Below are 21,287 nucleotides of genomic sequence, written 5' to 3'. Positions count from 1 at the left end.
GATACGCCATGCCCCTTCACCGCCTGCTCTACAGGAGTGAGGTCGACCTCGTCGGTTCCGCAGCCGACGTGCAGCAGCAGATCGTGGAGATCGTTCGCAGCTCGGAGGCGCGGAACGCGGCGGACGGTCTGACAGGCGCCCTGCTGCACACGCGAGGCGTGTTCATCCAGGCGCTGGAAGGGCCGCTGAGCGCCATTGAGGCCACGTTTGAGCGGATCTGCTGCGACCTTCGCCACCGGCGTGTCGAGCTTCTCGAGCTAGCGCAAGCCGAGAAGCGGGCCTTTGCGGAGTGGTCGCTGGCGCGCATCTCGGCCGATGAGACGATGGAGCGGCTTTTCCCCTGCCTGCCGTCGACCGAAGATCAGGTCGTGGAAGCCACCTCCGCCCAGGCCACGGTCCGGCTGATGCGCGCGCTTCTGGTCACCTCACCCACGGAGGCCCCGGCACCGCAGACGCTGATCCGTGCGTGATGGACGCAGCTTCGTACTGGTGCGCGTATTTTGCGGGATCAAGTCGATTTATTGTGCGAGCAAGCTCGGACGCAAACGTTCTGAACCGTCCTGCGCGCCCGCCGGATCGAGAACGGTGAGGCTGGCCCCCAACGTGAGGAGTGCAATGCCAAAGGCCATGAGGCTGACGGCTTGGCGACGTGTGAAGCCCTGAACTCGAAGTCTGTGATAGATACGCATACGCTACTCGCGATCCAGAATGATCGTCGTGCGTCGGTGTCGAATGTGCGCACGAAGAGGGCAAAGAACAAAGCAGAGTAGCGAATTGAAGAGTGTGGCAGCGCGGCAGGTAGTCGGCGCTGCCCCGCTCCTCTCGTTGCGTTGGGGAAACCCTGCTCGGCTTGCGAGCATCATCGGACTCAACGGTTAAGGTGTGGTGTCACACACATGATGCTGTTCTTCATAGGCGGTCATCAACTCTCAGCCGTGAGCCGATCTGGGTTGCTTGCAGCTCTCCCGATCTGCGATTGGCTTGACCGGTCTAACGTGTCCAGAAAAGGACCGTTTTCCTAACAGCGTGCACGGGCGCCTCAGCTGACCTGCCTGACGCGAGAGCGCGACGCGGCTGTGGATGTCAGGAAAATGTGCCAGGAAAACAACTGCCAGGAATACGTGCCTCAGCTACTATCCTGACATGCTCGTCGGATATGCCCGCGTCTCCACCCAGGACCAGAACCTCGACCTCCAGCGCGATGCCCTCACTAAGGCCGGCTGCGAGCGCCTGTTCGAGGAGAAGAAGTCCGGCAAGGCCGGCAACAAGCGCCCCGCGTTCGAGGCGGCCCTCGCCTTCCTGCGCCCCGACGACGTGCTGGTGGTGTGGAAGCTCGATCGGCTCGGGCGCTCGCTTGTGGAGATGATGCGCACCATCGACGGCCTGCGTCGGCAAGAGATCCACTTCCGCTCGCTCACCGAGCAGTTCGACAGCCACACCGCTCATGGCCGCTTCGCCCTGCAGGTGCACGGCGCCATGGCCGAGTACTTCCTCGACCGCAACCGCGAGCGGACGATGGAGGGTCTGAAGGCCGCCCTGGCGCGCGGCCGCAAGGGTGGGCGGCCCAAGGCCTTGTCCGAGGCGGATCTCGAGGTCGGCCGCGCGCTCCTGGCCGCCGGCAACATCTCGGTGGCCGAGATCGCCAAGCGCCTCGGTGTCAGCCGCTTCACCTTTTACAGCTACTTTCCACAGGCGCGGACGCGCAGCCAAGCGGCGAGGAAGGGCTGAGAGGATGCCGATCCGGCGCGAGCACCGCGGCTTCTACCCGATCGACTGGCCCCAGCTCTCGGCGGTGATCCGCTTCCGCCGCGCGGGCGGGCGCTGCGAGGGCTGCGGGCGACCACACCTGCAGCGCGTCGTCTGTCTCTCGGATGGGAGATGGTGGGATGCGCAGGCCGGGACCTGGCGCAGTGGCCGGGGCCGGCCTCTGCGGCGCAGCCCGGCGGTCGACCTGCTGACGGAGGTGCGCACGACGCGCGTGGTGCTGGCAGCCGCGCACCGCAACCATGACACCTCCGACAACGCGGACGCCAACCTCACGGCGCTCTGCCAGCGCTGTCACATGCTGCACGACAGGCCGGAGCATCAGCGGCGGCGCTGGTTCACGCTGTTCCGCCGCAAGGCCTCGGGCGACCTCTTTCGCGGACCCTACCCCTCCTGATGCTTCGCCAAGCCCGCGATCCGCGGCGTCACCGAAGCCCCAGTCCAGTCCCCCACGTCTCTCCGCTGAGTTCGTCCGTCACCCTTGCGCCGGTCTCGGGGCGGTTCGGGCCGGCGTCCCACTGCTCGCGCCGGTCCTCGACCCGCGCCCTGCGCAGTCGATCGACGGCCGCGTCGATGGCCGTCCAGCCTTCCAGGGCGAGTTGCGGCCAGTGCGCGAGCACGATCTGCCGGTCGCGGAGCCGGGCGAGTTCGAAGAGAATTCCGCGCTCAGCTGGCCCCGGCTCGGCGGCCTCGCGTTCGCGCAGCTCCTTGTGGGCGATAGCCTCCCGCTTGATCTGCTCGTGGAGCTGCCGCCGGGTCTCGAAAGCTTCCTTTCGTTCGGCACGGGCTTGCGCGAGCGCGTCTGCTGCCGCCTGGGTCTCCGCCTCGCCCCGCGTCATCCCGCCCGTCACACGGGCGAGCGCGTCACGGACCCGCGCTCCGACACCGCGAGGCGCGGATGCCGACTTTTGCGCTTCCCGCAGGGTGGCCTGTGCGGCTCGTTCCGCGGCCGAGGCCGCATCGAGCCGCGCCTCGGCTTGGCGGCGCTCGACGTGCCGGCACGGCGGTGAGCTTCCGCCACGCAGTTCGGCGAGATCCTCCTCCAGAGCATCCCGCTCGCGCTCGATCAGATCCAGGCAGATCCGCGCGGCGTCCCAGGCGTGATCCTCGGCGTCGAGTCGACCCGGCTCGTCGGTGTGAGCTGAAGCGCCCCCGGCGCTCCCCTCACCATGCGTCGCAGGCAGCTGCGGTGGCACGGAGGGGCTGAAGGTGTGGCTATCCGCGCTGCCCGCCTGCCGCTCCGGCTCCGCCGCAGGCATGGCGGTGCAGTCCAGTTCGAGCTTCTCGACGGGCGCCGTCAGGCGCGCCGCGACCTCGGCCCGGCTCCGGCCGACGAGCCGGTCCACGGCGCCGACCACGTGACCGTCCTGGCGGACGAGCCAGACGCCGGGAGTGTCGCCCGGCAGCAGGTCGAGGGCGAACTGCTTCAGCGCCGCCTTGAACCCGGCACCCGTGTCGCTGCGCTCGTAGGCGGTCATCACCCGCGCCCGGACCTGCGGGGCGGAGATCCCGACGCGGGCGAGGCGCGCGCGGGTGGCGCTGGTGAGGCCCGAGCGGGGCAACGCATCCGGCGCGGGCCGGATCGCCTCGACGGCCGCGGCCACGTCGGCGCGGCCCATCGCGCGCAGGCGCCGGGCGACCGCGTCCGTGCGCCGGCTAGCCGTCAGCCGCTCCTCGAAGTCGAACTCGCAGGTGGCCCGGACCGCCTCGAGGCACGCGTAGAGATGGCTGGTGTTTAGAGCCCGACCATGCGGGCCGACATGCGCCACGACGAGGTGACGATGCGTGTCGCCGCTCTCGCCCCGCGCGCGCGGCTTGCCCGCGTGCTCGACCACCACGTGGCCGTGCCGCTCGGCGCCGAGCGCGCGCAGGATGCGGGCGACGGCCTCGTCCCACTGCTCGCGGCTCCACGGCCGTGCCGGGCTCAGGGGCAGGTGCAGGAGGGCCACCTCGGCCCGGGAGCCGTCTCGCAGGCGCGTGAAGTCGGCGAGCGCCGCAGCCAGGGTCCGACCGAGGCTGCCGCGGACGCGCACGAGGCGGACGCTCTGGCCGCCCTCGGTCGACAGCAGGTGGGCGACCAGCCTCGTGGTGGCGCTCGCCGTACGGCCGTGAAGGTGACAGTTGATGATCACCGGCCGGCCTCGATCGCGCGCGTGACCTCGTGCGTGACCTCGTGGTGGATGTCGCGCAGGCGCTCGAGCAGCTCGGCCAGGGCCGCCGACATCGCCGCGTCGGCCGCCCGAGCGTCCGAGAGGTCGGTGATCTTGTCGGCCAGCTCGCCCATGAGAGCGGTCCAGCGCGCCAGGGCGAGATCGCGGAAGCGACCGCCGCCGGCAGCCTGCCTGGCCGCCTCCACGGCGGCGAGACGGACGAAGGTGGACGGGCCGATGCGCAGCGCGGCACTCGCCCGCTCGATCGTGCGCCGCTCCTGCGGGGTCAGGCGCAGGCTCGTCGTGCGGGAGGTCCTGCGGGTCGATGAGGCGGACATGGATCGGGCTCCCTGGCCCGGACCGGCGGTAGCACAAGCGCAGTGCTGGCCCCCACGTCGATCCGGCATCGGCAGGAGCCTGGCGACGGGCCATGAAAATCACCAACGCGGGCAGGTGCGCCTTGCAGGAGAGGCGCGCTCGGCGATCACGCGGCTGGCTCCTGCCGCTACCGGATCGAAGGCGTGAGGGGGCTGCGCCGACGAGGCGAGGACGCACGTCATCGACCATCGGGCTTCGCGACCGTCGCGCCCTACGATCACGGTCCGGCGTCCCGCCCGGACACTTGACAGAAGGAGAGTACCCGCAAGGGTCCCGCGGACCGTCCGGGGCTTGCCGAGGGCGCAGCCTCGCCGGATGGAAACGAAACAGGGCCGGAGATTGACCCGGCTCTGTTTCGTCGTGCGCCCGTCGTCGCATCAGCGCGGACGGCGTCCGTCCTCCGGGATGCCAATCAAGGCTCGAGGTGCATCGGATCCGGCGACGAACGCTGTTCGTCCGCTAACGCGGCACCGTCATCACGTGACCGCGTGGACGCGTCTCCACCCGGTCACGTGATGACGTGACAAAGCACGCCAGCGGCCACAGGTGATGGTGCGTGCCAGCGCGCTAGCGTCATCACGTGACCGCGTCGCCACGCGCTCACGTGATGACGCGCCGACGAGCTCACGAAGCGGCCGGTTCAACGGCCGGCCCCGCGAAGCGCTCCGCCAGCCCCGGCTCCGCAAGCTCAAATTCGTTGCCAGGTGCTCTTCGCCAGCCAATCCCGAGTGTCCGTACACACATCTCCGGCGTCGATCCGAATGCCGGCAGGCTGCACGCCTGCTTCGACCCCGATTTGCGATTTTCGTGACTTCCCATTCTCTTGTTGGCGGCGGGCGTCATCACGTGACGACGCCGTCACGCAGCCACGCGAACACGGTCTCACGCCGAGGTTTCCTCCCATGCATGTGCTCACGATCGCCGCCCAGAAGGGCGGCTCTGGTAAAACGACCCTGGCCGCCTCCCTCGCCGTCGCCGCCGCTCAGGCCGGCGAGATCGTCGTCGGGATCGACATCGATCGCCAGGGTTCACTGTCGGCCTGGGGCAGCCGCAGGCTCCAGACCCGGACCGACATCACCTTCCGGCCGGTCGAGGCGGCGGGCCTGCTCGCCCTGATCGACCGGATCCGCGCGCACGGCAGGGCCACGCTCTGCATCGTCGACACGCCCGGCGTCTTCGGCGACGAGGTGATCACCGCCCTCCAGGCCGCGACGCTCTGCCTGCTGCCGGTGAGGCCCTCGATCCTCGACGTCGATGCGACCCGCCGCACGGCCCAGGCGCTCCACGACCTCAACCAGCGCCACGCCTTCGTCCTGACCCAGGTCCAGGCCGCCAGCCTGGGGCGAGCGAGGGACGCGGCGGAGGCGCTGGTCGAGCTGGGGGAGGTCTCGCCCCAGGTCATCGGCCTGCGCACCGACCACCTCGACGCCGTCCTGCTGGGACAGGGTGTGACGGAGTGGCGGCCCTCCGGCGCGGCCGCCAAGGAGATCAGCAGCCTCTGGGACTGGCTGCGCACCGAGGCGCTGCACACCGAGATGACGGGGAGCTGAGGCCATGGGGCGCCCGAGCATCGCCAAGGTCGCAGCCCTCGGCCTCGTCCGGCGCGACGCGCAGGCCCTGGAGGCCGGCAGGGATCGGACCCCGACGCGGGATGACGTGATCGGCCCCGAGCGCGATGACGTGATCGCGTCGCCGCGTGAGGACGCTCCAAGGGCGGCGGCGGCCGTCGCCGCGAGCCGGCCTGCCAGGGCCGACGCCGCCCGGCGCGAGCCGCCGCTGCCGCACGCCAGCCTCTACGTGCATCCGCGGGTCCTCAGAGCGCTCAAGCTCGTGGCCCTGGAGGCGGGCGTGAAGCAGCAGGACGTGCTGCGCGAGGCGGTGCGGCGCCACCTGGCCGAGAAGGGACACCCCTTCGATGACCTGACAGCGGGAACTTGACGGGTGTGGGCAGGGGCAAGCGGGGATTATGCCGGAGATCCTGCACCACGCTTCGGGTTCGGACCGGCGAGCATCCCGGACCGTTGGACACGGTCCGGGGTCTCGTCGCCGACGCCATGCGTTTCGCCCGCCGTCCTCTCAGCGAGGCCGCGCACCATCCGGTGCGTTCACGCCCGCCAGCCAGATCGGGGCCATCTCCTGCTCGTGCATGTCCGCCAGGATGTGCCTGGGATCGACCTCGGCGATCTCCGGAGCCGTTCCGGGCCGTGCCCGGACGCGGAACCGCCTGTGGCCGGCATGGCGCGCGATCCGGTAGGCGATCTGCTGACCCCGCGCATCCGTGTCCGAGACCCTCCCACCGAGGGCGTCCCGGGTGAAGGCGAGCAGGGCCTGAGCCTCGCCCACGGGATCGATGGGGTCGCCCTCGTCCTGAGGCATCTCCCGCACGTCGCGCCGCAGGACGTACTCGATGAACCGGCCGTCCTCGCAGACGACGATGCACAGGCCCCAGGCGACGGGGCCCGGCACGCGCATCAGGCCGCAGCGCCGCAGGCTGTCGCGCGTGGGCAGTCCGTTGCCGTCGAAGTGCCTCTCCCCGTCGAAGACGAGCGCCCGGAGCTTGGTCAGGCCGTCCGCGAGAGCGTGGAGGACGCCCGCGTCGGCCCCGTGCAGCTTCTCCACGAGTGCGCCCGTGTCGACCGACAGCTGCGCCATGACGTCCGCCAAGCCGCCGTCGGCGCGCGACGCCGCCGTGACGCGGACCGGCAGCGTGTCGACCTCGATCTCGTGCCCGTCGAGCGCCAGGAACAGGTACATGCACTCGTCCGGGGTGAAGAGAGCGCGCATCGGCGGGTAGTAGGCCTCGAGCAGCGCGAAATGGTTGGCGAGCGCGGTCTTGACGTACCGCGCCTGACCCTTGGCGTCGGCGCGCTGGCTGATCTCTCCGAGCAGGTGGCCGGGGCGGAAGCCGATGTAGTCGGTGGGCTTGGGCATGAGTGACTCCGGGTGGACACTCCATCCATACAATCGACAACGTGTGACAACAAGTGTTTTTGCGACGGAGCGAGCGCCCCTGATGGCGCCCGAGGCTCCCGGACGCCCTCGTGGCTGACCGGGTCCTGACCGCCTCCCGCCTGATCCAGGAGCGAACGGCTGTGCGGGCCGTCAGTGACGCGGCAGGCCCAGCTCGCGGGCCGCCACTACCGCCTCGACCAGGCGCGTCAGCCGTCGCAGCGACCCGCCGCGCCAACTACGGCGCACCAGCCGCAGCTCCGCCCCGCTCAGAGCCGGCAGCCAGGCCGCGTCAAGACCGCGGCTCGCCGCGACCCCGGCCAGGATCGGTGCGATCAGGGCTTCGAGGTGGTGCGTCTCGGGCACCGGCATCTCGACCACCCGGAGTCGATCGCGCAGCGGACCCGGCAGGCTGTGCACCGAGTTGGCGGTCGCCAGCCACGACACCCGGCTCAGATCGACCTCCGTCTGGAAGGCCGGATCGGGGTAGGCCGCCGCCGTCTCCGGCTCGAGCATGGCCAGCAGCGCGTCCCAGAGACGGCCATGATCCGTCCTGGTCGCGCTCTTGTCGATCTCGTCGATGAGCATCAGTGGGTTGGCGATGTTGTGGCGCGCCATCGCCATCAGGACATGGCATGGCTCGGCCGTCGCCCAGCGCCGATCGAGCCCGCCGATGCTGGACCCCATGTCGCGCGTCGCGTCCACCCGCCACAGACCGAGGCCGAGGTGATGCGCGATCCGACTGACCAACCGGCTCTTGCCGCAACCAGGCGAGCCGACCAGCACGGTCGGGCGCAGCACCGCATGCGGGCGGCCGACCAGATCCGTCAGCAGACGGTCGATCGTCGCCGTCGCGTACGGGAACTCGACAGCCAGCGCCGCCCGGACCTGCGCCAGATCCGGGGTCCGGGCGAGCGGCAGCGGCTTGCCGATGATCGCCTCGTAGCCCTGGCTGACGCTCCGGCCCCGATCGCCGCCCGTCTGCTGGACCGAGGCCACGACCAGGAGGTGGCCCTCGGGCACCGCCGCGAGCGTGGAAGCCGGGGGAGTGCCCCCTCCTGAGCCGCTCGGGGCGGCACTCGCCTTGCGCCGCTCCCGGGCCTCGTGCCTCAGCCGCTCTTCGAGCAGCAGGCGCTTGCGCATCTCCCCGGCCCTGGCCTGCTCGTCGATCGCCCAGGTCAGCCGCTGCCCGAAGTCGGTCAAGGCCCGCAGGAGCAGCGCTCCGTGGACGAACGCGTCTTCATGGCCGCAGCCGAGGGCCGACGCCGCCACGGCCGCGGCGCTCGCCTCGGCGCTCAGCGCCAGCAGCGCCGCCTCGAGCGCCTCGGTCCAGGCGTCGCGATGGGCGCAAAGGTCGGTCACACCGCCGTCGTCGACCTCCTCCGCCTCGCCCGAGGCCGAGCGGCGTCCGAAGTCGAGATCGGCCTGCGCCGCGGCGAGCGCGGCCAGGCGATCCTTGAGGCCGGCGAGACGCTCGACCTCACCCCACAGCGGCAGGGCGAGCCGCGCCGCGGCGGCCCGGTCGCCGCCGTCGCTGGACAGCAGCGTGATCATGTCCGAGAGCGCCCGCGCGGCGGGCTGGTCGCGCTCGACCGCGTGGCCGTCGAGCGCCCGCATCAGCCCGGTGCGGGCGTCCGTGAGGGCGGGATCCTGCCACGGATCGCCGGCCTGGCTCGCCGCCGCGATCCAGGCCGCGGCGAGCGGCGCGGCGGCCGGGACCAGGGCGCCGATCTCGGCGGCGAGGCCGTCGCGCGCCGCGACCAGCCGCAGGGTGGGATCCAGGCAGGCGCGCAGGCGGCGCGGCAGCAGGGGCACGAGCAGGGCGCGGGCCGCCTCGCGGCTGATGCGCGGAGTGGAGGAGAAGGCCATCGTGTCCTCCTCAGCGACCGGGAGCCGGCGGGGCGAGGCGGCCAGGACCGGAGCGGCGGCGCCAGCCGTGGGCGAGGCGCAGGGCGTCGAGGTCGGCCCGGCGCCGCGCCCGCCGGCCGTGCACGTGGGCGAGCAGGTCGGCGCAGGCCGGGTCGCCCAGCGCGGCGCAGAGCAGGACGGCGGCCATCGCCGGCTCCAGGTACCCGGGGCGCACCGAGGCGTGGGAGAGCGCCGCCACGGCGGCGCGGACGGCCGCGGCCGGGTCCGCCCGGCAGGCCTCGGCCCAGCCCGGCAGCGGCAGGGGCGGCAGGGCCAGCAGGGCCGCGCGCAAGCGGCGCTGGGCGGCCAGATCCAGTGCCCCAGGCGGCAGGCTGCGCCACCAGGTCAGCGGCGCCTCGCCGAGGCAGGCGGAGGCGGGCACGGCGGCCGCGTGCGGCCGGGAGGAGTCGAAGTCGGAGGTCATGCGGACAAGCCTGGAGAGCGCGTCGGCGCAAGGCACGCGACGGCGAAGCGAGAAGGGCTGGGCGAGGAGCCGGGCCGCGCTGCGCCCCGGCGGAAGGGCCGCTAGGGTGAGCCGGGCAGGCGGTGGGAGTCGTCGGCACCGCCGACGCTGACGTGCGCGGCCTCGACGAGGTCGGGCAGCACCGCCCGCAGACGGGCGGCGAGCACCGCCGTCACCGTCGCGAGCGCGTCCGCGACCGGCACCCCGAAGAGTTCGTCGAGGTCGGCCCCCACCACCGTGAGGTCCTCCGAGAAGCCGGCGCGCCCGTAGACGTCGATGAGCACCGCCCGCGCGCTGGCGACCTGGAAGCCGAGGCTCGCCGCGAAGCTGCGCCCCTGCAGCTGAGCCGCCCGCAGGATCCACTCGACCTGGTCGATCTTGCGTTTTTCGCTCTTGCCGCTGCCGCGCTTGATCTCGGCGATGATGGCGCGCCGCTCCCACGTGTCGATCGCCACCAGGTCGAGGAAGACGGTCTGGGCCACGCTCCCCGCCAGCGCGATCGACCTGCCGCGCAGGAGGTCAGGCGAGCGGTCGCGCAACAGCTCCTGGGTCGGTTCGGTGATCGGCATGGCGACGCCGCGGAGCACGAGGTAGCGGCCGCTGCGCTCGAGTGCTTCGGCGATCGCGGTCTCGAGCAGGAGCCCGTGCCTTTTGACGATTGAGGCCACCACGGAGGCGAACTGCGACAGGCCCGGTCCGAGCAGGGGATCGGGGATGAAGATCGCGTCGAGGGCGCTGTCGACGGCGGCCTCGGTCGCGGCGAGGAGCTCGGGCGAGCAGGCGGAGCGCACGATAGCGTCGGTCGGCGCCGAGCCCTTCATCGCGCCCCGGCCGAGCGGCACCGGGATGGGCGCGGTTGCGGGAGCACCGGAAGCGGGCGGGGCGGCGCGCAGCCGACGCGGTCCGCCGCGAGCGGCGGGATGGGCGAGAACGTTGGTCATCGAGGGTCGTCCGTCCAGAGGACGCGCGCCCGCATCCAACCCGCGTCGGGAGGCGCAGCGGGCAGGGCGGAGCCGGGCCAATCGGCGGCCGGCATGGTCGCGTCGATTGCAGGAAAGCGAGGTGGGCCGGCGTCGGTCAGGACGCGCGGGTCGGCCTCAGCGGCTCATGCGGGTGGGGTGGACAGGCGACCAGTCCGGCTCGGCGCTCGCGCCGAGGAAGAAGGACGGTTTCGCGGGCGGCACGGGGCCGCTAAACAGGCTCTCAGCCATGGTCGGTATCCCTGGTCGATACGGGTCGTGGTCAGGCCAGCGCCGGTGCTAGGAACACCGGTGCCGGCCGCCCCTAGGAAGAGCGGACGGCACGTGCGGGTGGACTGCCACGCTCGAACCTGGCCTGGTCCCGCCACCTTGGAAAGAGGTCCGGCAGGCCTCCCGCGCGCCAATCGCCGGCATGGTTAACGCGCCGGCCTCCAGAGCCGAGCCGGTCAGCAGGCGTGTGCGGGGGACGCCGTTGTCCCCATCCGACCGCCGCTTCGGCGTTGACCGCCAGCGCACCGCCGGCAATGGTCCAGGTGCTGCCGACGCGCAGCATCTCCCCCGGTTCGGGGGGTGAACCCACATCGAAACGGCGCGGGGCTCTCCAGCCACAAGCCTGATCGAACTCGCAGTCTCGACGGGCCCAGCCCGGAGAGCACGAGGTAGCGACCCCGCTTCGGCGGATTGAGACGCCCCCCGCCTTGTGCGGAACGACACGAAGAGCCCGGCCCAGGCCGGGCTCTTCGCGGTTCTGGCGCGGTGCCAACCGCAGCCCCTGTCAAGGTGCGGCGGACGCCACCCGGTCGTGTCCCTGCTGATGGTGTAGCTCGACGGTAGCGAGAGAGCCCGCCTGCGCGCCCTTCACAGCGCTGGAGCAGGCGGGCTCTCTCGCGGGGTGGTCATCGGCGGTTGCCGGGTAGGGTCGGGTTGCGAGCACAACCCCGAACCCGAGAGACCTCCGATGACCGACGAGATGATGAGCCTGCGCGGCCTGCTGGAGAAGAGCGCCGACGCGGACCTGCTGCGCGAGATGATCGGCTTTGCGGCCGAGCGGCTGATGGAATTGGAGGTGGGCGGCCTGACTGGGGCGGCTCACGGCGAGAAGAGCGCCGAGCGGCTGGTCCAGCGCAACGGCTACCGCGACCGGGACTGGCAGACGCGGGCCGGTAAGGTGGAGTTGCGCATCCCGAAGCTGAGGAAGGGCTCGTACTTCCCGAGCTTCCTGGAGCCGCGCCGCTTGGCCGAGAAGGCGCTCACGGCGGTGATCCAGGAGGCCTACTTCCAGGGCATCTCGACCCGGTCCGTCGATGACCTCGTCCAGGCCATGGGCGGCACGGGCATCTCGAAGAGCCAGGTCTCACGCCTGTGCCAGGAGATCGACGAGCGCGTGGGCGCGCTCCTCGACCGGCCCATCGAGGGCGAGTGGCCCTATCTCTGGATCGACGCCACTTACGTGAAGGTGCGCCAAGCCGGGCGCATCGTCTCTGTCGCCGTGATCGTGGCGGTGGGCGTGAACAGCGACGGCCGCAGGGAAGTGCTCGGCATGGACGTCGGCCCCTCCGAGGCCGAGACCTTCTGGACCGCGTTCCTGCGCAAGCTGGCGCGCCGCGGCCTGCGCGGGGTCAAGCTGGTGATCTCGGACGCCCACGCGGGCATCAAGGCCTCGGTCGCCAAGGTGATGAACGCCACATGGCAGCGGTGCCGCGTCCACTTCATGAGGACCGTGCTGGCGCATGCCGGTCGGAGCGGGCGGCGCGTGGTGTCCGCCTTCATCGCCACCGCCTTCGCTCAGGATGATGCCGAGGCGGCTCGCCTTCAGTGGCGGCGCGTGGCCGACCAACTCCGGCCCAAGGTGCCCAAGCTCGCAGCCCTCATGGATGAGGCGGAACCCGACGTGCTGGCCTACATGGGCTTCCCGTCCGCCCACCGGGTCAAGCTTCACAGCACGAACCCGCTGGAGCGCCTCAATGGCGAGATCAAGCGGCGCACCGAGGTGGTCGGCATCTTCCCCAACGAAGCCGCTATCACGCGCCTCGTTGGCGCGATCCTGCTCGAACAGAACGACGAGTGGGCCGTCCAGCGCGCCCGCTACATCACCCTGGAAAGCATCGCCCCCATCGGCGATGATCCGCTCGTCAGCCTGCCCACCCTGGCAGCCTGATCGTCCCGGCCCCAGCCGGTGAGCGTGGTGACCACGCCGAAGCTACACCACAACATGGGGCACGACCGCTCCACCCAGCGCGCCCTGACATTCGACGTCCTTCGGGTGCACCTATGAGGCTGCCCGCGAACCAAGCTGGGGCTATGCCAGGGCGTGTCGGTGTAGGAGTTCGGGATATGATCGCCGGCGAGGCCTACAATGCGGGTCATAAGGCGTCTCGTTTGGTTCTAGACCACCGCAACGTGACGTTCAGCAACTCGAAAGCAACCCGCTTGAGACGAGGAAGGTGTCTCACACCTCCGTCTCGTCCGGGTATACCCATCCGAGACGCTTCAACGACGCCGCGACTGCGAAAAGAAAGGCCGCCCTTGCGAGGCGGCCCGAAGTCTAGGGAGGAAACGCCCACGAGGGGCAAATCTCATGTGGGGATGCCCCCAGTGCCGCGACGTGCGCAAGCGCACACGGCCGACCTCCCTCCACCGATTAGGTCGATGTCGTCGTGCGATCAGAAATCTTGGTCGAGGGTGGATCCCGCTGCATTGAGCGCCTCGGCCCATCGCTCGTCGAGCCACGCGTGGATCGCGCCGATCCCGCGTCTGTCGAGCCGGTAGATCCGGCGAGTGCCCTGCGCGGTTTCCGTGACCAGACCAGCCTCCTTCAGAACGCGAAGGTGCTGAGAGACAGCGGGCCGGGTGACAGCCATGGTGCTGGCAAGCTCACCGACCGGACTGGGTCCGTGAGCCAGACGCTCGAAGATCTGCCGCCGCGTCGGATCGCCCAGCGCCGTGATGGCGAGGAGGGCTTGTGTGTTAGCCATCACTTACTGTAAGTCTTAGCTAACGCATTGTCAACTCCCACACCATCGTTGATGCTGGAGGCACCCGCGCCCTGCTCGGCGCCTCGAGAAAACCGGGTCACGAGAGGGGCTTGAGGACAGCATGTCGGACAGAACGCCCAGCAGCTTTGGTACGCCGGAGATCGTCATGGTGTCGCCCAGCATCACCGCCGTGGAATGGGGCGAGATGTCCTTCGCGGAGATCCCGCAGTTCCAGCGAGAAGCTCGCGCGCGGGTCGATGCGGTCCTTGCTGCCCGGGGGGTCGAGAAGACAGGTCTGGAGGTGACGTTCTCCCTCCCACCGTCGGGCGACCGCATCCGCATCGCGGCGGGCTCGACCATTGCCGGAGGCTTCCGAGCGACCGATCGCGTGACCGTGCAGGAGATCCCTGGCGGTCGTGCAGGGCACCTGCGCTTGGAAGGACCATACACGCAGCTACCAGACGCCTGGCGGGCGCTGATGGCCTGGGTCGTCGAGCACGGCCACGAACCGGCAGGGCTGAGCTGGGAGGCTTACGGCGATCCTGCCGTGCCGGTCACCGACCTCTACGCCCTGCTCACGTCGCGCTGAGCGGGTCTTGGCTGCTGGGGCTCTGACGAGAGGTTGGCATCCGCCGGGAGCCGCGATTACGCGGGTAATAGGAACTCGGAGGGCCGCCCAGCTCGGACACGCCCCGGCGGCCTCGGCCCCACGATGAGCTGCCGCCAAGCCTTAACGGTTTGTTGCCGATGTCCTTATAGAAAGCTTCAATCTCTGGAGGATCTCCGACATGCGCGTACTGCTGATCGAGGACGACGCTTCGGTCGCGGCAAGCGTCGAGCTGATGCTCAAGTCCGAGAACTTCAACACCTACACCACCGACCTCGGCGAGGAGGGCGTCGATCTCGGCAAGCTGTACGACTACGACATCATCCTCCTCGACCTGAACCTCCCCGACATGTCGGGCTACGAGGTGCTGCGCTCGCTCCGGGTCGCCAAGGTCAAGACGCCGATCCTGATCCTGTCCGGCATGGCCGGGATCGAGGACAAGGTGAAGGGCCTCGGCTTCGGGGCCGACGACTACCTCACCAAACCTTTCCACAAGGACGAGCTCGTCGCCCGTATTCACGCGATCGTGCGCCGCTCGAAGGGCCACGCCCAGTCGGTCATCACCACGGGCGACCTCGTGGTCAACCTCGACCAGAAGACCGTCGAGGTCTCGGGCTCGCGGGTGCATCTCACCGGCAAGGAGTACCAGCTGCTCGAACTCCTCAGCTTGCGGAAGGGCACGACGCTGACCAAGGAGATGTTCCTCAACCATCTCTACGGCGGCATGGACGAGCCCGAGCTGAAGATCATCGACGTCTTCATCTGCAAGCTGCGCAAGAAGCTGGCCAATGCCAGCCAGGGCAAGAACTACATCGAGACCATCTGTTGCCGCGGCTACGTGCTGCACGACGGAATGGCCGAGAAGCAGGCCATGGCTGGCTGAGCCCTGGACACATGACATCGTGGAGCATGGATGCCGATCCGGCGGGAGCATCGCTACTTCTACCCGATTGACTGGCCGCAGCTCTCCCACGTGATCCACTTCCACCGCGCACGAGGGCGTTGCGAGGCGTGCAACCGCCCACACCTGCAGCGGGTCTTCCACCTCGGCGACGGCCGCTGGTGGGACGTCGAGAGCGGCTGCTGGCGTGATGGCCAGGGACGGCGCCTCCGCGGGCGCCTGAGGAAGGCAAATCTCCTCGCAGGCGTGCGCACGACCCGAGTGGTGCTGGCGACCGCCCATCACGTCCATGATCCGAGCAACAATGCCGACCAGAACTTGGCAGCGCTTTGCCAACGCTGCCACATGCTCCACGATCGGATCGAGCACCAGCGCCGCCGCTGGTTCGCGCTGTTCCGGCGCAAGGCGATGGGTGACCTGTTTCGTGGCCCTTATTAGGTCAGAATACTCATTCTGATGGTGAGGCCCATCATCCCGGATCTCGGCCACCCACTCGTCCGTGAACGGAGGCGTCGTCGTGTCGAGCAGGAGACGCAGCTACTCGCACGCCGTCGCCTGGGTGTCCGGACTGGCATGGGCAGCAGGCTGCCTCACGCCGGCTTTGGCCGAGGGCAGAAGGCATCGCGTCGGATCAGCCGACATCGCGGTGAACGAGATGGGTAGCGCCGGTCCGGTGGTGGTCCTCGAGGCCGGGCGCGGTAAGGACATGCAGAGTTGGGCGCTCGTCGCACCTGCACTCGCCTCGTGCATGCGGGTCATCCGCTACGATCGGCCGGGTATCGGGGGCAGTGCCGCGAGCGCCCCTGATCAGGTCGTTCTCGCCGATACTGTTGCCGATCAGCTCCTGGTGCTGCTGCGCACGCTGGATCTGGCGCCGCCCTACATCCTCGTTGGCCACTCGCTCGGCGGCCTCTACGTCCAAGCCTTCGCTCGCCTTCATCCCACAGCGACGGCGGCGGTCGTCCTGGTTGATGCCACGAGCCCGGCTGAGCCGCCCGGTGTCTTCGTGTCCCCGACCCCGCCGGCGAGCGGCACGGTTGCGGCCGCTGAAGAGGCGGGGGTGCCACCGAGCATCGCAGCGATGAATTCTGGGCCGCCGTTCCCGCCGGTTCCGCTGATTGTGCTGGCTGCGACCGACCATGGGGACACACTGGAGCGCGAGGCGCTCTGGCGCGACGTTCAAGTCCGGACCGCGGCGCTGTCACCGCGCGGGCGGCTGATAGTCGTCGAGGGCAGTGGCCACTTCGTCCAGCAGGACAAGCCCGCAGCGGTGATCCAGGCCGTCCTCCAGGCTGCCGAGATGGCTGGGTTTGACACGTCTGACTGCCGCGCTTGAAGCGGGAGGTGACGAGCAGACGCGTTTGGCGCGCCCCGCTCGCGCACCGAGGAGTGTGTGCGCACTCCTGTCCGGACGCAGCATCGAAAAATCATAAGGCAGCACTGGACAGGCTATAGCGTCACGCCTACCTTGTACGAAGCCGCAAATTGGTGCGAGCTGACCCAGCTATCCAACCATCCAGGACAACGATGACACGCAATCGCGTGCGGCGGTCGTTCACCGTCGAGGTAAAATCACGGAGCCGCTTCGGTTCGAACCTTCATGAGGCTACGAAGTCGTCTTCTCCGCCACCGTCGGTGCTCTGGGCAGGCACCGACCTGACCCAGGAGCTGTCTCGGCTTGTCGAGGAGCCGGTGGACGCCGCCCTCCCCTCCCCTGCCAAGCAGCCAGTCACAAAGGTCGAGGCACGCCGCGTCCTCCCAAGCCTGCTGGTGGTCGAGCCGATCGCCGTCGAGACTGCGCCAACTCCTATGCGCGAGCCGCGCCTCCCGCGGGTGCGACGCGCTTCTGAGCGCATGAAGGCGAAGCCGAAGCCGTCGGCAAGCGAGACGGCGACAAACTCGGCGCTCATCCGGCTGCCAGCTTCGGCGCATCAACCTCGAACTCTGGCAGCAATGCCAGTTGCGGGGACAAGCCCAGCGCCGGCGGGCAGGCCACGGGCTGTGAAGATGCGCGGCAAGGTGGGTCCGAAACTGAAGGCAGGCGAGCGCTGGAAGCGGCGGCTGCCTCGCGCCTGCTGGTAAGACGCTGCCGGAGGTGCAAGACCTCCGGCCGCCATCGGCTCAGGGGAGATTAGCCGCCCCAAGTGCCTTCTCGAACGCGGCGACCTGTTCAGCGGTATCGAACGAGAAGCTTACCTCGAGGTGATCATCGTCTCCAGACTCGCAGTCATAGTCGCAACCATTCAAGCCAAGCTCCTGGATTACAGCTTCGTACGGCTCAAGCAACGCAACGATTGCGAGTTCCTCGAAATCAATATTCGCCTTGACTTCTTCGAAAGCACCCACATCTTGACTATTAATCAGGAGCAAATCCCGAATGTCAGTATTCGTCCGGCGAGGGCCACCTTGCTGGGAAGCGGGATGACGTGACGTCCTAGGCGTAATCCTAGGAGCAGCCCTATGACCACGTCGCGAGTGGAGGTGATCACCTCGGTCGAGCGCCGCCGGCGCTGGCCGCAGGCCGAGAAGGAGCGGCTGGTCGCCCTGTCGCTCGAGCCGGGGACCTCGGCCTCGCAGATCGCCCGATCGGCCGGTGTGCACGTGAGCCAGCTCTTCCGCTGGCGCAAGCAGCTGTGCGAGCGGATCGCACCTGAGGCGCCGGTCTTCTTGCCGGTGAGGATCGAGACGCCGGCGGACGAGCCTGCGGCCTGCGCCCACGACGTGCCGCCGCGCAAGCGGCCCGCACGCCGCACGGGCGGCATCACGATCGAGCTGGTCTCGGGCGATCGGGTGCATGTGGAAGGCGCGGTCGACAGCCGCGCGTTGCGCGAGGTGATCGCTGCCTTGAGGGCGCGATGATCCCGGTTCCGCTCGGCGTGAAGGTCTGGCTGGCGACCAGCCCCACCGACATGAGGAAGGGCTTCGCCTCCCTGACCTTGCAGGTGCAGGAGGTGCTCAAGCGCGATCCCCCGAGCGGCCACGTCTTCTGCTTCCGCGGCCGGCGCGGCGATCTGGTCAAGATCATCTGGCACGACGGGCAGGCGGCCAACCTCTATGTGCGCCGCCTCGAACGCGGGCGCTTCCTCTGGCCCTCGCCGGCCGACGGCGTCGTCGCCATCACGCCGCCGCAGATGGGCTACCTGCTCTCAGAGCCTGTTTGACTGGGCAGCACAGTCGCGCGTTGGCTTTGTGAGGAGAAGCCGATGTGGACGGATGCGGATCGTCAGACTTACCGCGATCAAGGCGGTCGCTACCCGAGCGACCTGACGGATGCACAGTGGGCGACGGTCGCGCCGCTGCTGATCAGCTACGATCCGCTGACGGCGGACCTGCGGGAGATGGTCAACGCCTGCCTGTACCTGGAGAAGACGGGTTGCCCCTGGCGCTACCTGCCGACGGACTTCGGTCCCTGGGAGACGGTGCGCACCTGACACGACCGCTTCCGGGCCGAGGGGATCTGGTCGGAGATCGCTGGCTTGCTGACGCGGGCGGTGCGAGCGAAGCACGGGCGTCCGGCCGAGCCCAGAACCGCGATCTTGGACTCGCAGAGCGTGGTGTCCGGGCCGCAGGTCGGGGTGCGGGGCACGGACGGCAAGAAGAAGGTCCGAGGCAGCAAGCGCCACGTCCTAACCTGCTCGCGCGGCTTCGTTTTGGCGGCTCTCGTCACGGCGGCCAACATCCACGACACCCAGGCTGCAGGCTGGCTGTTCGACCGCGCCGCTCAAGCGGGTTGGGCCCCCGAACGAGTGAAGGTGGATGGCATCTACACCGGGGCGCGCATGGACGAAGCGGCCGCTCGTCACGGCCTCGACGTGCAGATCTCGACCCGCCCACCCGAGACCAAAGGCTTCGAGCCGTTGCCGCTGCGCTGGCGCATCGAGGCCACCTTCGGCACCCTCTCCACGCGCTATCGTCGCCTGACACGGCACTGGGAGCAGAGCCCGGCGGCAGCCGAGGACGCCATCAGCATCGCCAACTGCCACCGCCTGCTGCGTGCCTATCACCGCGCCCAAGACTGCCCGGCATAGTCAAACAGGCTCTGAGAGGCTGGCGGGGCATCCTGCAGGCCGACGCCTATGGCGGCTACAACGGGCTTTATGATCTGGGGCGTGCGGGCGGGGCGGTCACGTCGGCGCTCTGCTGGGGGCACGCCCGCCGCGGCTTCTTCGAGTTGGCCGACATCGTCGCCCGAGCGCGCCGCGGCTCCGGTGCCGCGCCCGTGTCGCCGATCGCACTCGAGGCGGTGGAGCGCATCGACCTCCTCTTTGCCCTCGAGCGCGAGATCAACGGCTTGAGCGCGGACGAACGCCGCCGGGTTCGGCAGGAGCGCAGCCGGCCGGTGGTGGAGGACCTGCACGCCTGGCTCGGCGAGCAGCGCATCAAGCTCTCGCGTTCGTCGGCGGGCAACCCATTGACTACATGCTCAAGCGTTGGATGCGCTTTGCCGCGTTCCTGGATGACGGGCGGATCTGCCTGTCCAACAACGCCGCCGAACGCGCGCTCAGAGGCTTTGCCCTTGGACGACGAGCATGGCTGTTTGCTGGCTCGGACCGTGGCGCGGCGCGGGCCGCGGCCATGGCGACGCTGATCACCACGGCAAAGCTCAACGCGGTCGACCCGCAGGCTTGGCTGGCCGACGTGCTGGCTCGCCTGCCGGCTCACCCCGCCCGGCGGATCGACGAACTCCTGCCCTGGACCTGGGCCCCTCCCCAGCAGACCCAGAGTGCCGCCTGACCTCGTGCCCGCGCAACGATCCCAGCTGCGGCCCTCACCGAATGCTCACGGAGAAGGCGCAATCGTACGCGGTAGTTCAGAACCTCGCGAGCCGCCTACTCGATGCCCGCGCCACAATCGAGCACGTGCTCCGAAATGCGGAGCGAGAGGCTAGCGAATTTCGTCAGCTCGTCTCCGCTGACCAAACCAGCCACCTTCCAGTGAGGAAGTTTTCAACAGCCCAAGCAGCCGGTGCCCGCCATGCAGGAGCTTTTGAAGTCGGCACCCCCGAGGGAAGCGGACCTGTCGCGCACCTTTGACCGGATGTTCAACGACGACGCGAAATCGCCGGCGAGGGAGCGCTGAGCCCCCTGCCCTATCGCTTCTTCGCCTTGCGCTTGTCCTCGACCAGATCGGCGTCATCGAGCCGGTAGCCGGCCGCTTGAAGTGCCTTGGCGACGAGGTACTGCTTCGTGACCCGCTGCTCGGCGGCGCGGATCGCCAGCTCGCGGTCCAGATATTCCGGCACCTCGATCCGCAGGGACGCCAGCGGCACCTTCGGATGCTCCGGCGCCGCGACCGGGGCTTCAGCCTTCGGAGCAGGTGCAGGTGGCGGGCTGGGCTCGACCGGCGTCAGGCTGGTCTGGGCACCCCACTCGGTCCCGATCTTACGGCTGTTCTCGGCGACGGCCGCATCATCGACCGCCGCCGGACGAATAGCCTTGAGGTCGACGCGCTTACGAGGCGCCAGGTCCTCAGTGATGGAAGGAAGGGCCGCCTTGGTCATGCTGCCTCCGCCATCCGCTCAAGCTTGCCGAGCAGTTCGGCCGTGATCGCCGCGACGTTCGCGGACGCCGCCGACTTCTCATCCATCTGCCGGGGCACCCGGCCCGTGACGTGCATCTCGCGGAAGGCCGACAGTTCGCGCTGCTGCGTGGTGAACACCGGTAGGCCGGTCTGCTCGATGCTCTCGCGGACGTGCTTCGCCGAGCGCGACTCGTACCCGGGCAGGACGCGGGTCCAGATCAGCGAGCGGGCAATCTTCACTCGGCTCAGGTCCTCGGCGTCGGCAATTTGCTCCATCGTCTTCACGGCGTCCTTCACGTCCGGAAGGCTGGCCTGACACGGAACGATGACGAAGTTGCTGCGCTGGAGCGCCTTGAGGGCTAGCGTCGAGGAGCCGCCGGGCAGATCCACGATGACCATGTCGGCGCCCTCCTCCGCCTGACGCATCGCGGACAGGACGTTCTGCTCCACGACGGCCGGGATCACGGTGAGGTTCGGGATATCGGCCTTGGTGCCGAAGGCCGAGGCGTGCTGGTTGAGGTCGCAATCCAGGAGCGCGACCTTGTACCCGTCGAGGGCGAGATCCGCGGCAATGAGGATCGACAGGGTGGTTTTGCCGACCCCACCCTTAGCGCTGGCAGTGGCCATAATCGCCATGCTGACATCCCTCCATGCGCCGGCCTGAGAAGGCGGCAGCCTGTAAGCCCATCAAT

Annotated in this window: 22 protein-coding genes and 2 pseudogenes; 15 read left to right on the top strand and 9 right to left on the bottom strand. The window is 69.3% G+C overall.

Annotation, left to right across the window (positions count from 1 at the left end):
- Nucleotides 1-8 precede the first annotated feature (8 nt).
- The 3 genes from MFF61_RS20900 to MFF61_RS20890 all read left to right on the top strand — a co-directional run bounded on the left by MFF61_RS20900 (nucleotide 9) and on the right by MFF61_RS20890 (nucleotide 2,161).
- Nucleotides 9-470: a BLUF domain-containing protein gene (locus tag MFF61_RS20900; protein WP_238237798.1), complete on the top strand. Its 462-nt coding sequence runs from the start codon at nucleotides 9-11 to the stop codon at nucleotides 468-470.
- 673 nt (nucleotides 471-1,143) lie between these two features.
- Nucleotides 1,144-1,728, top strand: coding sequence for a recombinase family protein (locus MFF61_RS20895; RefSeq protein WP_238237796.1), 585 nt, complete (start codon nucleotides 1,144-1,146; stop codon nucleotides 1,726-1,728).
- Between the two features lie 4 nt (nucleotides 1,729-1,732).
- The gene (locus MFF61_RS20890; RefSeq protein ID WP_238237786.1) at nucleotides 1,733-2,161 is read left to right on the top strand and encodes a hypothetical protein; all 429 of its coding nucleotides are present in this window, start codon (nucleotides 1,733-1,735) and stop codon (nucleotides 2,159-2,161) included.
- Between the two features lie 28 nt (nucleotides 2,162-2,189).
- Here MFF61_RS20890 and MFF61_RS20885 read toward each other — a convergent pair whose 3' ends face one another.
- Nucleotides 2,190-3,896 (bottom strand): relaxase/mobilization nuclease domain-containing protein, encoded by a 1,707-nt coding sequence (locus tag MFF61_RS20885; RefSeq protein ID WP_238237776.1) that lies wholly within the window; start codon nucleotides 3,894-3,896, stop codon nucleotides 2,190-2,192.
- The gene (locus MFF61_RS20880; protein ID WP_238237774.1) at nucleotides 3,893-4,252 is read right to left on the bottom strand and encodes a type II toxin -antitoxin system TacA 1-like antitoxin; all 360 of its coding nucleotides are present in this window, start codon (nucleotides 4,250-4,252) and stop codon (nucleotides 3,893-3,895) included. The genes MFF61_RS20885 and MFF61_RS20880 overlap by 4 nt, the downstream gene beginning before the upstream one ends.
- A 942-nt stretch (nucleotides 4,253-5,194) precedes the next feature.
- On the opposite strand from MFF61_RS20880, the gene MFF61_RS20875 reads away from it, so the two are divergent.
- A complete protein-coding gene (locus tag MFF61_RS20875; protein ID WP_238237772.1) occupies nucleotides 5,195-5,842 on the top strand; it encodes a nucleotide-binding protein in 648 nt (215 codons plus the stop codon).
- A 4-nt stretch (nucleotides 5,843-5,846) separates the two neighbouring features.
- Complete coding sequence (locus tag MFF61_RS20870) at nucleotides 5,847-6,230, top strand: hypothetical protein (RefSeq protein WP_238237770.1); 384 nt, start codon at nucleotides 5,847-5,849, stop codon at nucleotides 6,228-6,230.
- 138 nt (nucleotides 6,231-6,368) lie between these two features.
- On the opposite strand, the gene MFF61_RS20865 is transcribed toward MFF61_RS20870, so the two are convergent.
- From MFF61_RS20865 to MFF61_RS20850, 4 genes are all read right to left on the bottom strand, one after another.
- Nucleotides 6,369-7,223: a hypothetical protein gene (locus MFF61_RS20865; protein WP_238237767.1), complete on the bottom strand. Its 855-nt coding sequence runs from the start codon at nucleotides 7,221-7,223 to the stop codon at nucleotides 6,369-6,371.
- A 171-nt stretch (nucleotides 7,224-7,394) separates the two neighbouring features.
- Complete coding sequence (locus MFF61_RS20860; RefSeq protein ID WP_238237765.1) at nucleotides 7,395-9,110, bottom strand: AAA family ATPase; 1,716 nt, start codon at nucleotides 9,108-9,110, stop codon at nucleotides 7,395-7,397.
- 10 nt (nucleotides 9,111-9,120) lie between these two features.
- Complete coding sequence (locus MFF61_RS20855) at nucleotides 9,121-9,573, bottom strand: hypothetical protein (RefSeq protein WP_238237762.1); 453 nt, start codon at nucleotides 9,571-9,573, stop codon at nucleotides 9,121-9,123.
- A 101-nt stretch (nucleotides 9,574-9,674) separates the two neighbouring features.
- Nucleotides 9,675-10,553 carry a hypothetical protein gene (locus tag MFF61_RS20850; protein ID WP_238237760.1) on the bottom strand — a complete coding sequence of 293 codons (879 nt, stop codon included), beginning with the start codon at nucleotides 10,551-10,553 and terminating at the stop codon, nucleotides 9,675-9,677.
- A gap of 997 nt (nucleotides 10,554-11,550) precedes the next feature.
- Between MFF61_RS20850 and MFF61_RS20845 the strand changes: the two genes are divergently transcribed.
- Entirely contained in the window at nucleotides 11,551-12,750 is a 1,200-nt protein-coding gene (locus MFF61_RS20845; protein WP_238237757.1) for an IS256 family transposase, read from the top strand.
- A gap of 505 nt (nucleotides 12,751-13,255) precedes the next feature.
- Here the strand turns inward: MFF61_RS20845 and MFF61_RS20840 are convergent.
- Nucleotides 13,256-13,567 (bottom strand): ArsR/SmtB family transcription factor, encoded by a 312-nt coding sequence (locus tag MFF61_RS20840; protein WP_238237755.1) that lies wholly within the window; start codon nucleotides 13,565-13,567, stop codon nucleotides 13,256-13,258.
- 121 nt (nucleotides 13,568-13,688) lie between these two features.
- Between MFF61_RS20840 and MFF61_RS20835 the strand changes: the two genes are divergently transcribed.
- From MFF61_RS20835 to tnpC, 9 genes and pseudogenes are all read left to right on the top strand, one after another.
- A complete protein-coding gene (locus MFF61_RS20835) occupies nucleotides 13,689-14,156 on the top strand; it encodes a GyrI-like domain-containing protein (protein ID WP_238237743.1) in 468 nt (155 codons plus the stop codon).
- Nucleotides 14,157-14,355: 199 nt separating this feature from the next.
- Nucleotides 14,356-15,057, top strand: a complete 702-nt coding sequence (gene ctrA, locus MFF61_RS20830; protein WP_238237740.1) for a response regulator transcription factor CtrA — start codon at nucleotides 14,356-14,358, stop codon at nucleotides 15,055-15,057.
- 30 nt (nucleotides 15,058-15,087) lie between these two features.
- Entirely contained in the window at nucleotides 15,088-15,513 is a 426-nt protein-coding gene (locus MFF61_RS20825) for a hypothetical protein (protein ID WP_238237721.1), read from the top strand.
- A gap of 217 nt (nucleotides 15,514-15,730) precedes the next feature.
- Nucleotides 15,731-16,411 (top strand): alpha/beta fold hydrolase, encoded by a 681-nt coding sequence (locus MFF61_RS20820; RefSeq protein ID WP_238237827.1) that lies wholly within the window; start codon nucleotides 15,731-15,733, stop codon nucleotides 16,409-16,411.
- Between the two features lie 866 nt (nucleotides 16,412-17,277).
- On the top strand, nucleotides 17,278-17,505 hold the full coding sequence (locus tag MFF61_RS20815) for a hypothetical protein (protein WP_238237719.1): 228 nt from the start codon (nucleotides 17,278-17,280) through the stop codon (nucleotides 17,503-17,505).
- A gap of 30 nt (nucleotides 17,506-17,535) precedes the next feature.
- Nucleotides 17,536-17,934 (top strand): IS66-like element accessory protein TnpA, encoded by a 399-nt coding sequence (tnpA, locus tag MFF61_RS20810; RefSeq protein WP_238237715.1) that lies wholly within the window; start codon nucleotides 17,536-17,538, stop codon nucleotides 17,932-17,934.
- Nucleotides 17,931-18,236: an IS66 family insertion sequence element accessory protein TnpB gene (gene tnpB, locus MFF61_RS20805; protein WP_238237713.1), complete on the top strand. Its 306-nt coding sequence runs from the start codon at nucleotides 17,931-17,933 to the stop codon at nucleotides 18,234-18,236. The genes tnpA and tnpB overlap by 4 nt, the downstream gene beginning before the upstream one ends.
- Nucleotides 18,237-18,278: 42 nt before the next feature.
- Nucleotides 18,279-19,103: pseudogene (locus MFF61_RS20800) on the top strand (IS5 family transposase).
- Nucleotides 19,055-19,809 (top strand): annotated as a pseudogene (gene tnpC / locus MFF61_RS20795) (IS66 family transposase); the annotation flags it as partial. The pseudogenes MFF61_RS20800 and tnpC, both read left to right, overlap by 49 nt.
- A 355-nt stretch (nucleotides 19,810-20,164) precedes the next feature.
- Here tnpC and MFF61_RS20790 read toward each other — a convergent pair.
- Nucleotides 20,165-20,575: a hypothetical protein gene (locus tag MFF61_RS20790; protein WP_238237711.1), complete on the bottom strand. Its 411-nt coding sequence runs from the start codon at nucleotides 20,573-20,575 to the stop codon at nucleotides 20,165-20,167.
- Nucleotides 20,572-21,231, bottom strand: coding sequence for an AAA family ATPase (locus MFF61_RS20785; protein WP_238237709.1), 660 nt, complete (start codon nucleotides 21,229-21,231; stop codon nucleotides 20,572-20,574). The genes MFF61_RS20790 and MFF61_RS20785 overlap by 4 nt, the downstream gene beginning before the upstream one ends.
- Between the last annotated feature and the right edge of the window lie 56 nt (nucleotides 21,232-21,287).

The sequence above is a fragment of the Methylobacterium isbiliense genome (assembly GCF_022179325.1).
Lineage (GTDB): Bacteria > Pseudomonadota > Alphaproteobacteria > Rhizobiales > Beijerinckiaceae > Methylobacterium > Methylobacterium isbiliense.
This window is presented reverse-complemented; position numbering and strand designations above follow the sequence as displayed.

What these genes read in the sequence shown, in the direction of transcription:
- MFF61_RS20900 (WP_238237798.1), top strand. Translation starts at nt 9, where the DNA reads ATGCCCCTTCACCGCCTGCTCTACAGGAGTGAGGTCGACCTCGTCGGT.
- MFF61_RS20895 (WP_238237796.1), top strand. Translation starts at nt 1,144, where the DNA reads ATGCTCGTCGGATATGCCCGCGTCTCCACCCAGGACCAGAACCTCGAC.
- MFF61_RS20890 (WP_238237786.1), top strand. Translation starts at nt 1,733, where the DNA reads ATGCCGATCCGGCGCGAGCACCGCGGCTTCTACCCGATCGACTGGCCC.
- MFF61_RS20880 (WP_238237774.1), bottom strand. Translation starts at nt 4,252, where the DNA reads ATGTCCGCCTCATCGACCCGCAGGACCTCCCGCACGACGAGCCTGCGC.
- MFF61_RS20875 (WP_238237772.1), top strand. Translation starts at nt 5,195, where the DNA reads ATGCATGTGCTCACGATCGCCGCCCAGAAGGGCGGCTCTGGTAAAACG.
- MFF61_RS20870 (WP_238237770.1), top strand. Translation starts at nt 5,847, where the DNA reads ATGGGGCGCCCGAGCATCGCCAAGGTCGCAGCCCTCGGCCTCGTCCGG.
- MFF61_RS20865 (WP_238237767.1), bottom strand. Translation starts at nt 7,223, where the DNA reads ATGCCCAAGCCCACCGACTACATCGGCTTCCGCCCCGGCCACCTGCTC.
- MFF61_RS20860 (WP_238237765.1), bottom strand. Translation starts at nt 9,110, where the DNA reads ATGGCCTTCTCCTCCACTCCGCGCATCAGCCGCGAGGCGGCCCGCGCC.
- MFF61_RS20855 (WP_238237762.1), bottom strand. Translation starts at nt 9,573, where the DNA reads ATGACCTCCGACTTCGACTCCTCCCGGCCGCACGCGGCCGCCGTGCCC.
- MFF61_RS20850 (WP_238237760.1), bottom strand. Translation starts at nt 10,553, where the DNA reads ATGACCAACGTTCTCGCCCATCCCGCCGCTCGCGGCGGACCGCGTCGG.
- MFF61_RS20845 (WP_238237757.1), top strand. Translation starts at nt 11,551, where the DNA reads ATGACCGACGAGATGATGAGCCTGCGCGGCCTGCTGGAGAAGAGCGCC.
- MFF61_RS20840 (WP_238237755.1), bottom strand. Translation starts at nt 13,567, where the DNA reads ATGGCTAACACACAAGCCCTCCTCGCCATCACGGCGCTGGGCGATCCG.
- MFF61_RS20835 (WP_238237743.1), top strand. Translation starts at nt 13,689, where the DNA reads ATGTCGGACAGAACGCCCAGCAGCTTTGGTACGCCGGAGATCGTCATG.
- ctrA (WP_238237740.1), top strand. Translation starts at nt 14,356, where the DNA reads ATGCGCGTACTGCTGATCGAGGACGACGCTTCGGTCGCGGCAAGCGTC.
- MFF61_RS20825 (WP_238237721.1), top strand. Translation starts at nt 15,088, where the DNA reads ATGCCGATCCGGCGGGAGCATCGCTACTTCTACCCGATTGACTGGCCG.
- MFF61_RS20820 (WP_238237827.1), top strand. Translation starts at nt 15,731, where the DNA reads ATGGGTAGCGCCGGTCCGGTGGTGGTCCTCGAGGCCGGGCGCGGTAAG.
- tnpA (WP_238237715.1), top strand. Translation starts at nt 17,536, where the DNA reads ATGACCACGTCGCGAGTGGAGGTGATCACCTCGGTCGAGCGCCGCCGG.
- tnpB (WP_238237713.1), top strand. Translation starts at nt 17,931, where the DNA reads ATGATCCCGGTTCCGCTCGGCGTGAAGGTCTGGCTGGCGACCAGCCCC.
- MFF61_RS20790 (WP_238237711.1), bottom strand. Translation starts at nt 20,575, where the DNA reads ATGACCAAGGCGGCCCTTCCTTCCATCACTGAGGACCTGGCGCCTCGT.
- MFF61_RS20785 (WP_238237709.1), bottom strand. Translation starts at nt 21,231, where the DNA reads ATGGCGATTATGGCCACTGCCAGCGCTAAGGGTGGGGTCGGCAAAACC.